This window comes from Pedobacter soli, assembly GCF_900101435.1.
GTDB lineage: Bacteria > Bacteroidota > Bacteroidia > Sphingobacteriales > Sphingobacteriaceae > Pedobacter > Pedobacter soli.
Map to the genome: position 1 here is coordinate 214,969 of NZ_FMZH01000006.1, position 11,807 is coordinate 226,775.

At 39.9% G+C, this 11,807-nt stretch carries 10 protein-coding genes; all 10 read right to left on the bottom strand.

Going from position 1 to position 11,807, the window contains the following annotated elements; all coding sequences use genetic code 11:
- Window positions 1-41 precede the first annotated feature (41 nt).
- Window positions 42-836, bottom strand: a complete 795-nt coding sequence (cobA, locus tag BLR37_RS14850; RefSeq protein ID WP_090770098.1) for a uroporphyrinogen-III C-methyltransferase — start codon at window positions 834-836, stop codon at window positions 42-44.
- 413 nt (window positions 837-1,249) lie between these two features.
- Entirely contained in the window at window positions 1,250-1,717 is a 468-nt protein-coding gene (locus BLR37_RS14855) for a hypothetical protein (RefSeq protein WP_090769859.1), read from the bottom strand.
- An 85-nt stretch (window positions 1,718-1,802) separates the two neighbouring features.
- Window positions 1,803-2,813, bottom strand: a complete 1,011-nt coding sequence (locus BLR37_RS14860; protein ID WP_090769862.1) for a bestrophin family protein — start codon at window positions 2,811-2,813, stop codon at window positions 1,803-1,805.
- Between the two features lie 234 nt (window positions 2,814-3,047).
- Window positions 3,048-4,298 carry a sulfate adenylyltransferase subunit 1 gene (locus BLR37_RS14865; protein ID WP_090769864.1) on the bottom strand — a complete coding sequence of 417 codons (1,251 nt, stop codon included), beginning with the start codon at window positions 4,296-4,298 and terminating at the stop codon, window positions 3,048-3,050.
- Window positions 4,299-4,434: 136 nt separating this feature from the next.
- Window positions 4,435-5,340 carry a sulfate adenylyltransferase subunit CysD gene (gene cysD / locus BLR37_RS14870; RefSeq protein WP_039476915.1) on the bottom strand — a complete coding sequence of 302 codons (906 nt, stop codon included), beginning with the start codon at window positions 5,338-5,340 and terminating at the stop codon, window positions 4,435-4,437.
- Window positions 5,341-5,504: 164 nt separating this feature from the next.
- A complete protein-coding gene (locus BLR37_RS14875; protein WP_090769866.1) occupies window positions 5,505-6,218 on the bottom strand; it encodes a phosphoadenylyl-sulfate reductase in 714 nt (237 codons plus the stop codon).
- 2 nt (window positions 6,219-6,220) lie between these two features.
- Complete coding sequence (locus BLR37_RS14880; RefSeq protein WP_090769868.1) at window positions 6,221-7,732, bottom strand: TSUP family transporter; 1,512 nt, start codon at window positions 7,730-7,732, stop codon at window positions 6,221-6,223.
- Window positions 7,716-8,486 carry a uroporphyrinogen-III C-methyltransferase gene (cobA, locus tag BLR37_RS14885; protein ID WP_090769870.1) on the bottom strand — a complete coding sequence of 257 codons (771 nt, stop codon included), beginning with the start codon at window positions 8,484-8,486 and terminating at the stop codon, window positions 7,716-7,718. Before cobA (BLR37_RS14885) ends, BLR37_RS14880 begins: the two co-directional genes overlap by 17 nt.
- A 103-nt stretch (window positions 8,487-8,589) precedes the next feature.
- Window positions 8,590-10,680 (bottom strand): HEPN domain-containing protein, encoded by a 2,091-nt coding sequence (locus BLR37_RS14890; protein WP_090769872.1) that lies wholly within the window; start codon window positions 10,678-10,680, stop codon window positions 8,590-8,592.
- Window positions 10,681-11,168: 488 nt separating this feature from the next.
- Window positions 11,169-11,615 (bottom strand): RrF2 family transcriptional regulator, encoded by a 447-nt coding sequence (locus tag BLR37_RS14895; RefSeq protein ID WP_039476907.1) that lies wholly within the window; start codon window positions 11,613-11,615, stop codon window positions 11,169-11,171.
- Window positions 11,616-11,807 lie beyond the last annotated feature (192 nt).

Consider the following 11,807-nt stretch of genomic DNA (forward strand, 5'->3'; position numbering starts at 1 on the left):
TTTTAACAACAAAACAAATATATTTTTGGTTTAAAAATACCTTAGTACTCTTCCGCTAAAATTTCGTAAAAATCGCGGATAGGTTGAAACTGAGGGTGCAACGAAACCACATCGCCAAAAACCAATAAGGCAGGTGCGGTAATTTTTTTATCCTCAACAATTTCAGCAATGGTATCAACAATACCCACTGCAATTTTCTCTTGCGGCGTCGATCCGTTCTGGATTACCGCTACCGGTAAAAGATTTTTGCTTTCGGCCTGAAAAATGGCTGCAATTTCTTTTACTTTCTCAATTCCGTTTAAAACTACAATGGTAGCTTTGGTTTTAGCTGCAATGTATAAATCTTCAGAAATTTCGCCTCTTGAGTTAGTTCCGGTTACCGCCCAGAAGCTCTCGCTCAGGTCTTTATAAATCATCGGAATCTTTTGTAAACTTGGCGCACCTGTAGCACTTGAAATACCCGGAATAATTTCAGTTGGAATGCTGTACGATTCGGCGGCATCAATTTCTTCGTAACCTTTGGCAAAGAAAAACGGATCGCCGCTTTTTAACCGCACCACATGACCATAATTTAAAGCATAATCAACAATCAGCTTGTTTACGGCCTCTTGCGAAAAATCTTCATCATCACTGCGTTTACCTACATAAACTTTTGGAATACCATCTGGCGCATGACATAATAAAGCTTCGTTCACATTTGCATCGTACAAAACAACATCAGCTGTTTTTAATGCTTTAACACCTTTTAAACTAAATAAATCCGGGTCGCCAGGACCTGCACCTATTAAAGTAATTCGTGGTTCAATGTTTGCTTTTTCTACTTTATTTAAAATCATAACACCAAATTTATGCTGGTTCACATTCGTTAATTATTACAAATATATAAAGTCTATAGGAATTGTAGTAATTTATTTTAAAATAATTTTTTCCTGCATGATTAACGATGCGAAGAATCTCTAAAAACGAAGACCCTGCCTCGAAAAAAGTCTTCAAATTCGCAACATGGCGATTAGCTTAGGAACATCATTGGTTGATAACACGGTGGATCCTGAAACAAGTTCAGGATAACGATTTGTATTCGGGATGGCAAACAAAAAGAAAAATGCCACCGTGTTTTCTGCGCATCCGTGGCAAAATAACAGTGCTGTCAGATCTTACTATCTGAAAGTGACAGGAAATTGAGGAAATAAGGTCAGACGGGAACATCTGACCTCACAGTGCGCGCTACAGAGTAGTCGTTTAAAGAATCTTATTTACAGTTCACTTCTGTAAAAATAAATTTTCCGGCTTCATAATTAATCGGTTTTCCTTTTACAAAGTAAGAACGGCCAAGTGTAGTTTCAATTTGCCCTACTCCCATAATCAGTTTACCATCTTTTTTTAAGAAAGCCAGCGGATTGGTAAATACCCGCGTGCTATCTTTACCAGTATTAAAACGGTAATCTACATATAAGGTATCACCGCTAAATTTACCATCAATCTTACCATTATTTTGCGGTTTATTGCCATATTTAATCAATAACGAGCCCGTTACTTTGCCCGATGCCATGGTGTTAACAATAATAGCAGCACTATCTTTTTCAAATGCAGCTGCGTAACAAGCTTCTTTAACTACCGAATCGGTTTTAGTTTTCGAATTACTGTCGCTTTTATTTTGGTTACAAGCATAGGCAAACGGAAGAGCTGCCAGAACGAGGTAAATAAAGTTTCTTTTCATATCATGGGTTTTTAGCATTCAAATTATTTATACTAATATACCAATATGATGAAGAATTTAAGGCATTTCCATAACAGAAAAACCATTACATCAGTATAAAATGCTCTGGCGTAAGTGCCGGCGGCAAATCTGTTTCATCAAGCATATCCCGCATGTCAATTTCTATCGTTCTGGAAATATTTGTGATTGGAACATCGTTTGCACTTCCTTCGAAAGGGTTGGTAGAGCTTTCGCCAACAATATCAAGCGAGTTAAAAACCCAGGTTAACAAAATCGCAAAGGGGATGTTTAGCCAAATAGAATAGCCTTCAATTAAAGTGCCGTTGCCTAGCTTATTAAATTCGTTTAGCAGTCCGTAAGGCACCAAAAACACAAATAAATTTAACATAATGGTGGCTATTGAGGAGAAATGACGTGGATAAGGGAAGTTCTTAATTCGCTCAGCTTTGCCCTGGTTGTCGTAGAAGCTGGTAACCGAATTTTGCAAAGATTGCAATTGTAGTTGGGTTAAAATTCCGGCAGCAACCAGTTTATTGATGTGGGCCGATTGCAGAGCCATTAATTGGGTTGCCTTATTCTTTTTAGTCAAAATGTACTTTAGCTCATCTACCGAAAGATATTCCGCCAGGCTATCTTCCAAACTATCTGTTTTTTCCGAAACCCGGTAAAGTCTTGCATATTCGATGTTACGGGGATCATCTGAATTTTCCCAGGCTCTTGGCTCCCTTAATTGAAAGCGCAAAGCAGTTAGCCAGGCAAAGTGGCGGTAAAAGATCGTTTGAACATCTGTTTTTTTATCATGAGCAGTCAGATAATCGCGAACCATTACGCCAAAGGCACGACTCGAGTTAATGATGGCACCATAAATTTGCCGGGCTTCCCAAAGGCGCGCATAACTGGCGTTATTTTTAAAACTGATGATAAATGAAACTGCAGTACCTAAAAGCGCCACAGGTACCCAGGAGATAGAAAGAAACGTAAAAGCACAATAATGATAAAGTACGGTAGGAATAATGGCCAGAATAGTTAAGCGGTAAAGATCGCGCCTGGTCCAGATAATAAATTCGAGAAAACTATATTTTTTTCCTGCATGCATAAGTTAAGCGGTTATGAAGAGATAGTGAGTTAAACTAAGATATAAAATTTATTAGCAGCTGCTAAACTTAAAGCTAAATTAGCCGCTGCTAAACGAAAAACGGGGCTACCGTAAAACGATGCCCCGCTGAAATTGCTTTCACACTATACCTTTCAGCATAGCGTCTTCATCTTATATTTGGTTGTGGTTTGCCGGATATTTATATCATTCATCCACCTCACATCACCCTTGTTTTTATTCTACTGCCGCCCTGAACATTAAAGCGCCCACTGTTAAATTGGTACGGCTATCAACCAAAATGGCTGAGCCATTAGCCCGGTTATCATCATAAAGATCGAAAGCCAAAGCATCTGCTGTTTTAACAATTACGCGACCAATATCGTTCAGTTTAAATTCTTCAGCAGCATGTTTTTCGAGTGTATTAATATCTACCTTATGCAGAATTTCGCTGATTTTGCACTTGGTTACCTTACTGTTATGCTGAATGTTGTACATAATTGAAGTATCCAGCGCACGTGCATCCATCCAGCATAAATCGGCTTCAATCAGTTTCGATTCCTGCGGCAAGGCAGATGCATTTACAATGGTATCGCCACGACTAATGTCTACATCATCTTTCAGGTGGATAATTACTGATTCGCCTGCGTGTGCAGCATCCAATTCCTCATCAAAAAATTCAATTTTCTCGATAGTAGAACTTGCACCTGAAGGCAATACATTTACCTTATCGTTCAGGTTAAAAGTACCACTTAGCACACGGCCTGCATAACCGCGGTAATCGTGCAACTCATCGGTTTGCGGACGTACTACCCACTGAACCGGCATACGCGCCAGCTGCGAACGGTCTAAATGATCGGTATCTACCTGCTCCAAGAAATGTAACAAACTCTCGCCTTCGTACCACTCCATATTACCAGAGTTCTGCACCACGTTATCGCCTTTTAAGGCACTAACCGGAATATAAGTTACATCTTCCAGTTTAAGTTGCTGAGCCAGCACTTTATATTTTTCGATAATGGAATTATAAACCGTTTCGCTATAATCGACCATATCCATTTTATTGATACAAACTACCACATGCTTAATACCCAGTAACGAAACAATGTACGAGTGACGGATGGTTTGCTCTACCACACTGTTCCGGGCATCGATTAAAATAATGGCCAGATTAGCGGTTGATGCTCCGGTAACCATGTTGCGGGTGTACTGAATGTGCCCCGGGGTATCGGCTATAATGAATTTACGTTTTTCGGTTTGAAAGTATTTGTAAGCCACATCAATGGTAATGCCCTGCTCGCGCTCTGCCCTTAAACCATCGGTTAAAATAGCCAGGTCAATGGTTCCGTCGTCATTTTTACGGTTCGAGCTTTGTAAAGCTTCCAGCTGATCGGCTAAAATAGAATCTGTATCATATAACAAACGGCCGATTAAGGTACTCTTACCATCATCTACACTGCCTGCTGTAAAGAATTTTAATATGTTCATGTTTTTAAGTATTAAGATAAAGTATCAAGTATCAAGACATATTGAAGTCTATCACATTCAACTCAAACTTATTTCGATTTAGAAGATTTGTATTTGTAATTTGCATCCAGTCTTGATACTAAATACTTTCTACTTCTTAAAAATATCCTCCCTTTTTCCTGTCTTCCATTGCTGCTTCCGAAACTTTATCGTCTAAACGGGCCCCACGCTCTGAAATTTTAGATGCGCTGATTTCAGCAATAATATCGTCAATCAGTGTTGCTTCCGACTCAACCGCAGCGGTACAAGACATATCGCCCACGGTACGGAAACGCACTTGCTTGCGGAATACAACATCTTCATCGTCCATATTTAAAAACGGCGATGCAGCCATTAGCTGTCCGTTACGGGTAATTACATCGCGCTCATGCGAGAAGTAAATACTTGGCAATTCGATTTTTTCGCGACGGATATAGTTCCAAACATCAAGCTCAGTCCAGTTGCTGATTGGGAACACACGGATGTTTTCACCTTTGTGGATTTTACCGTTATAAATGTTCCAAAGTTCTGGTCGCTGACGTTTAGGATCCCACTGGCCAAACTCATCGCGCACAGAGAAAATACGTTCTTTTGCACGTGCTTTTTCTTCATCCCTGCGCGCACCACCTATACAGGCATCGAACTGGTGTTTGGCAATGGTATCTAACAAGGTTACGGTTTGTAAAGCATTTCTGCTTGCATTTTTACCCGTTTGTTCTACCACTTTACCTTGATCAATAGATTCCTGAACAGAACCAATAATGAGTTTTTCGCCTATCCTTTCTACCATTTTATCGCGGTAGGTAATGGTTTCTTCAAAATTATGTCCGGTATCGATGTGTACCAATGGAAAAGGGAATTTACCCGGACGGAAAGCTTTTTCAGCTAAACGCACTAGGGTAATCGAGTCTTTCCCACCTGAAAACAATAAGGCCGGCTTCTCAAACTGCCCCGCAACCTCACGTAAAATGTGAATGGCCTCGGCCTCCAGTTCATCTAAATAATCAAAATTATATGTACTCATTATAATATGTTGAAATGATTGATTGTTGAAATGTTGGAAGGTTGCATGCCAGCGCCGTTCCTTTTTCAACTGCTTATATTTGTTTTGTGTTGTGTTGTTAAATTATTGCAAAGTTTAATGTTGTACAGTTGAAACGTTTCCGTTGCAGCTCACTTCTTACTTAACTACTTCACTTCCGCCTCAGTTGCATGTAAACCACATTCTTTTTTGCTTTGGTCTTCCCACCACCATCTTCCGGCCCTGAAATCTTCGCCTGGTTGTACGGCCCTTGTGCATGGAGCGCAACCGATACTCGGAAATCCTTTATCGTGCAGGGTGTTGTAAACAATGTTGTTATCCTTAATATAGGCCTTAACATCATCTAAAGTCCAGTCGAAAATCGGGTGAAATTTAACCAGCTGGTTGCCTTCATCCCATTCTACATCGTGCATATCTTCGCGGTTGGCACTTTGATCGGCCCTGATACCTGTAATCCAGATTTCATTACCTTTTAATGCTCTTTTTAAAGGTTCTATTTTGCGGATATAGCAGCACTCTTTCCTATTTTCAACCGATTCGTAAAAACTGCTCGGACCCTTACTGTTTACCATATCCTGTAAAAGTTCATTTTGAGGATAGTAGGCATAAATAGGCTTGTTATAGATCTCGAGTGTGCGGTTCCACACGTAATAAGTTTCGGGGAATAAGCGTCCAGTTTCTAAAGTAAAAACCTTAATCGGAATATTATTGGCAAAAATAAGGTGTGTGATGGCCTGATCTTCCCAACCGAAACTGGTTGAAAAAATAATGCGATCTGCGTAACGATCGGCTAAAAATCTTAATTTTTCAATGGTATTTAAGCCTTTTAGTGCTTCTTTTATCTCTTCTACACGTTCCATCACTAAATTAATTTTAAAATAAACATTATTACACTGCGCAAACTTACCAGCATTACAATAATGCCAACGGCAACCATAATGGTCTTCGCCGAAATTTTGTTGGATACTTTTGCAGCAATTGGCGATGCAATTGCACTACCAATAATTAAACCTAAAACAGCTTCCCAGTGTTTACCACCCAACATGGTAAAAAAGGTTAGCGAACTGAGTGTGGCAATAAAGAAACGGCTGATTTTTACCGTCCCTAAAGAAAACAATGGGTGCCTGCCACCGGCAATTAAACTCGAAAGTACAATTGAACCCCAGCCACCACCGAAAGCAGCATCGATAAAGCCACCTCCAAAGCCCAGTAAACCAATTTTTTTTATTTTCTGATCGGCTTTTTTTCGCTTGATGTTAAAGGCTTTCATTAAAATAATCCCACCTAAAAACAAGGTATATACAGCTACGATTGGTTTAACATAAGCGCTGTAATGCTCTAAAGATGATAAAATATAAGCGCCTAACACCGCACCAACAATGGCAGGTAAGATTAGTATTTTAAACAGTTTCCAGTTTACATTGCCCATGCGGTAATGCATCCAGCCGGCAATTCCGTTGCTCATTACTTCCGAAATGTGGATAGCCATACTGGCCGAAGCGGGAGGTAAACCCATTGCCAGTGAGAAGGATGCGGTGGTTACACCATACGACATACCAATTGCCCCATCAATCAAGGCAAATACAAATCCTGCACCTAAAAACCAGTAGAATAATGGATCGATATTAATGAGGAAAGCCTGAAACTCGGGCTCGGTATTCCACAATGAAAAGCCTATAGCCACAATTAATAAAACCGAAGCCACCCAGATTAACCATTTGATATTGCGCTCGGCAAAACTCTTTTTAGGGTTAATTAAGCTTTGGGTAACTTTATTCAGCTTTTTAACTTTTGCAGAGAAATCGCCGTTTAAGGTTTGGCGCAAAGCGCTCATGTTCTGTAAAGTTTCGTCCAGCTCGGCTGGTAAACCTTCGTTCAGAATTTGTTTTAAACGTTTGGCTATGGTTGGCGATTTCCCGTTGGTAGAAATCGCAATTTTTAAATCGCCTTTTTGAACAATAGAGCCCAAATAAAAGTCGCAAAGTTCGGGCTTATCCGCCACATTGATCAGTAAACCTTTTTCATTGGTTACTTTTCTGATCTCTTCGTTTAAAATGTTGTTGTTTGTCGCCGCAAAAACGATATCAATATCCTGTAAATCAGAAACATCAAAACTTTTTTGTTTCACCTTAACCAACGGATAGTTGGCAATTAAGGTATAAACCTCAGGAGAAATTACTTCGGCTACAATGGTAATGTTAGCCTGGTGACTGTTGTTCACAATCGCCGTTAATTTTTCGAGGCCAATATTACCCGCACCAATTAATAATGTACGCAGCTTATTCAGCTTCACAAAAACCGGAAACAGCTGGTTACCTTTTTCCTCTTCAGAAAAAGATTCTGCATTATTGGGTTGGTTAGGCAATACTTGCATATTGTTTAATGATGTTTTTAAATGACGGATGTAATGATACAACTTCTCCAAATATTAACAATGCCGGAGCCTTAATATTTTCGTGCTGTACCAAACTTTCTATAGTTTCTACCACACCAACTACTAACTTTTCGTCTTCTGCCGAACCATTTTGTACTACTGCAGTCGGTAAGTTGTGTTTTCCGGCGGCTTTAAAAATCGCTACAATTTTTGATAGTTTTTTAAGTCCCATTAACACCACTACGGTAGCATTCGATTGTGCTGCCTGGTAAATATCTGCCGATACCTCACCCGAAGTGGTTGTACCGGTAATTACCCAAAAGCTTTCGCTCAAGCCGCGGTGTGTTACCGGAATTTGTTGTAAACCCGGTACGCCGATTGAACTCGAAATACCCGGAATAACGCTTACCGGAATACTATACGATGCTGCGTAATCCAGCTCCTCATACCCTCTGCCAAAAACAAAGGGATCGCCACCTTTTAAGCGTACTACATGCCCATAGTTTAAAGCGTAATCGATCATTAATTTATTGATCGTATCCTGCGGATAAGAATGCTCGCCTGAACGTTTGCCTACATATACTTTAATGGCTTCTTCAGGCGCATGCTCCAATAAAGCTTCATTGGTTAATGCATCGTACAACACCACATCTGCAGTTTGTAAAGCCTTTACTCCTTTTAAGGTTAACAAGTCAGGGTCGCCCGGGCCTGCACCCAGAAGGGTAATTTTTGATTCTTTATTTTGATTAACCATGTTTCTTTTTAATTATTGAATTTTGAATGACTGGATAAAGAGTTGTTTGGTGCGTGACGTTTAGCCTTGCAGTTCTCAAATCTCAAATCTATTGTCTCAAATCTCACTTTACCAATACAGCCCTTTTTTCCTTAATCTGATTTAAAAACTGACCGGCCTGTTCAAAATATTTTTGAGCAAATTCAGCACTTGGTTCGTTTTTATTGATTTGAAGAACCAAATCAGAAAAATTAGTAGTCAGGTTAAATTCGCCGGTTTCAACGTAATGATTGTCAAACTCGCGGATTACGCCAACCTGTGTGCTGCTGTTTACGCCTTTATCTAACAATAGTGATTTGGCTGCACTTACAAACGTACTGTAGGTATGGTAAATCGCATCGGCGTAAGCACCTTTTTCTAAGTTTTGTTTTGCCCAGTCAAATTTCTCATCAGCTTCTAACAATAAAGTAGCAACCAAATCAATTACCACGCCGGCACACTCGCCTACACCGATTGCGGTAGCAAAAGGCTCAACGTGACCCCAGTCTACAAATTCTTCGGTTTGCAGGTTGGTTAAATCGGCCAGTGGTTTTAATAACTGATAAAAGTGGTCTTTACCTTTTCTATCGTAATACTGGTGAAAATTCTCATCAGCCAGATTATTGGCTTTAAAATCATTCAAAATGTAGTGTAAAACGCTTGTTGCTCTTTTAGATGGCACCTTGATAACACGTTCGGCCACACGCCCAACACCATCACCAACAGTACCACCACCTAACATTACCTGTACCGCCGGTACCACTTTTCCTTCGGCTTTTACCGAACTGCCGTGAAAACCAATCTCGGCTAAACCATGCTGACCGCAAGAGTTCATGCAACCACTGATTTTGATGTTGATGTTTTTCTCGTAAATCAACTCAGGGAAATCGGTGTAAATTACCTCTTCTAAAACCTCGGCCAAAGTCATGGAGTTGGCGATACCTAAATTACAGGTATCTGTTCCGGGACAGGTAGTAATATCGGCAACACTATCGAAACCGGCAGTTGTAAAACCAATTTTATTTAAGGCAGCATATAAAGCCGGTAAAGCTTCCTGACGGACATACTTTAACAATAAACCCTGGTTTTGTGTAACCCTGATTTCGTCGGCAACATAAGGTCTGATGGCATCAACAAAGGCTCTTGCCCGATCTGTTTTAATATCGCCTACCTGTACTTTTACGTAAACCGAATAAAAACCAGTTTGTTTTTGTTCTACCACATTAGTAGCCGACCAGTGTTTATAGTGAGTTTCATTTAATATCTCTACCGCCGGATAATCTTGCTCAGCTGGCAAAACGGGTTCGGCGATGGTATTTAAATCTATTTTAAAGCTTTTTACTTTATTGGCAACGCGCTCTTCGGCAACAAGGCGTAAAACTTCGTCTAAACCTAATTTTTGCACCAGGTATTTTAAACGGGCTTTATTGCGGTTGGTACGCTCGCCATAACGGTCGAAAACACGGAGTACCGATTCGGTAAAGGGGATAATCTGATCTTCGTGTAAAAATTCGTGAACAGCACTAGCTAAAAAAGGTTGTGCACCTAAACCACCCGCAAACAAAACTTTAAAGCCACGTTCGCCCTGCTCGTTAATTTTTGGAATGAAACCTAAATCGTGAATGTAGCTAAATGCAGTGTCCTTATCACTCGAAGAGAATGAAATTTTAATTTTACGCCCCATTTCCTGACAGATCGGGTTACGCAAAAAGTATTTAAAAACCGCATGAGCATAGGGTGAAACATCAAATGGCTCATCTTTATCAATGCCCGAATTTGGCGATGCTGTTACGTTACGCACGGTATTACCGCAAGCTTCGCGCAAGGTAATATCATCTTGCTCCAATTTAGCCCAAAGCTCCGGTGTGCGGTCTAAGCTCACATAGTGCAACTGAATATCCTGACGGGTAGTTAAGTGCAAATTGCCGCTTCCGTACTCATCGGCAATATCGGCAATGCGCAATAATTGCTTAAAAGTAACTTTCCCAAAAGGCAATTTAATGCGGATCATTTGTACGCCTGGCTGTCTTTGTCCGTAAACACCGCGTGCTAAACGCAGGCTCCTAAACTTCTCGTCGTGGATGGTACCATCCCGAAAGGCTTTAATTTTATTCTCTAAATCGATAATGTCCTGCTCGACAATATTGTTTTCGAGTTCTGTTCTGAAAGTTTGCATATGTGTTGTTAGCTTTATTCAAAAAATGCTCCCCTTTACCGGGAAGCATCTAATATTTTATACTTAAATTATCTATAGGCTCCCTGTTACTGTTGTTTACAACAATAGCACATCATCCTGATAGCGGCTCTGTTAAGTATAAAATTTAGGTTCATCCGTCAAATATATAAAGTATATAGGAATAGTCGTAATTTTTCTTGAAAAAAATTACGATAGGGTGTTAATCTGTAAACCCTTAGCGAAAGTTTTTTATTGATTTTTAGCCTTCTTTATACTGCGCAATCGTTTGTTAAAGTATTTTGATGAGTGAAAATTTATTTTTGAAGAATGTGCTTAGCATTTCATCGACTGAGTAAAGACTAAGCTGGTTGGTGATGACACCAACCAGTAGAATATCTTACCGGTTGGTGCCCTCACCGACCGGAACAGCCAATAAAAAAAGGTTGGTGCAGACACCAACCTTTCCACAATATGATTAAAATAATTTCTTACAGTTTTTCGATTGCCAGTTTCAGCGTATCCTCACGGCTAATTACATCAGCAATGCTTGTTTCGCTTAAAACCTTCAGTGTAGCATCCCTTACATCGATAAATGCACTTCTGATTCCACAGGTTTTTTCATCTTCGCATTCATCGCATTTATGGTAGAAATTTAAACTGGCACAGGGCACCATGGCAATAGGGCCATCGGTAACGCGCATGATGTGTACCAAAAGGATTTCTTCGGGCTTTTTATTCAGGCTGTAACCACCTCCGGCTCCTTTTTTACTGTATAAAAAGCCGGCGTTACGCAAATCGAGCAGAATTTGCTCCAGGAATTTTTTTGGGATATGCTCCTCCTCTGCAATTTTTGAGATTTGCATAGGTGGTTTATCTAAATTTTTACCAAGCGCAACAAGTGCCTTTATGGCGTATTTTGTTTTTTTCGACAGCATATTCGCACAAAGCTAATAAAAGAAAGTAAATTATTAAAATACGCCGTTCAGCAGGATTTGGTTTTCAACCTGCAAGCAGTTTATCTTAAATTAGAAACTCAATCTTTTAGGATACAATTAATCAAAGAAGCGTAAAAATAATCCAAGTTGCAAACTGCAGGTAATTTATCTGCGTTTAAGCCCTACATTTAA

Bases quoted from the DNA above. Each gene is read 5' to 3' on its own strand.
- BLR37_RS14895 (WP_039476907.1), bottom strand. From the start codon at position 11,615: ATGCTGTCGAAAAAAACAAAATACGCCATAAAGGCACTTGTTGCGCTT.
- BLR37_RS14890 (WP_090769872.1), bottom strand. From the start codon at position 10,680: ATGCAAACTTTCAGAACAGAACTCGAAAACAATATTGTCGAGCAGGAC.
- BLR37_RS14880 (WP_090769868.1), bottom strand. From the start codon at position 7,732: ATGCAAGTATTGCCTAACCAACCCAATAATGCAGAATCTTTTTCTGAA.
- BLR37_RS14860 (WP_090769862.1), bottom strand. From the start codon at position 2,813: ATGCATGCAGGAAAAAAATATAGTTTTCTCGAATTTATTATCTGGACC.
- cobA (WP_090769870.1), bottom strand. From the start codon at position 8,486: ATGGTTAATCAAAATAAAGAATCAAAAATTACCCTTCTGGGTGCAGGC.
- cobA (WP_090770098.1), bottom strand. From the start codon at position 836: ATGATTTTAAATAAAGTAGAAAAAGCAAACATTGAACCACGAATTACT.
- cysD (WP_039476915.1), bottom strand. From the start codon at position 5,340: ATGAGTACATATAATTTTGATTATTTAGATGAACTGGAGGCCGAGGCC.
- BLR37_RS14865 (WP_090769864.1), bottom strand. From the start codon at position 4,298: ATGAACATATTAAAATTCTTTACAGCAGGCAGTGTAGATGATGGTAAG.
- BLR37_RS14855 (WP_090769859.1), bottom strand. From the start codon at position 1,717: ATGAAAAGAAACTTTATTTACCTCGTTCTGGCAGCTCTTCCGTTTGCC.
- BLR37_RS14875 (WP_090769866.1), bottom strand. From the start codon at position 6,218: ATGGAACGTGTAGAAGAGATAAAAGAAGCACTAAAAGGCTTAAATACC.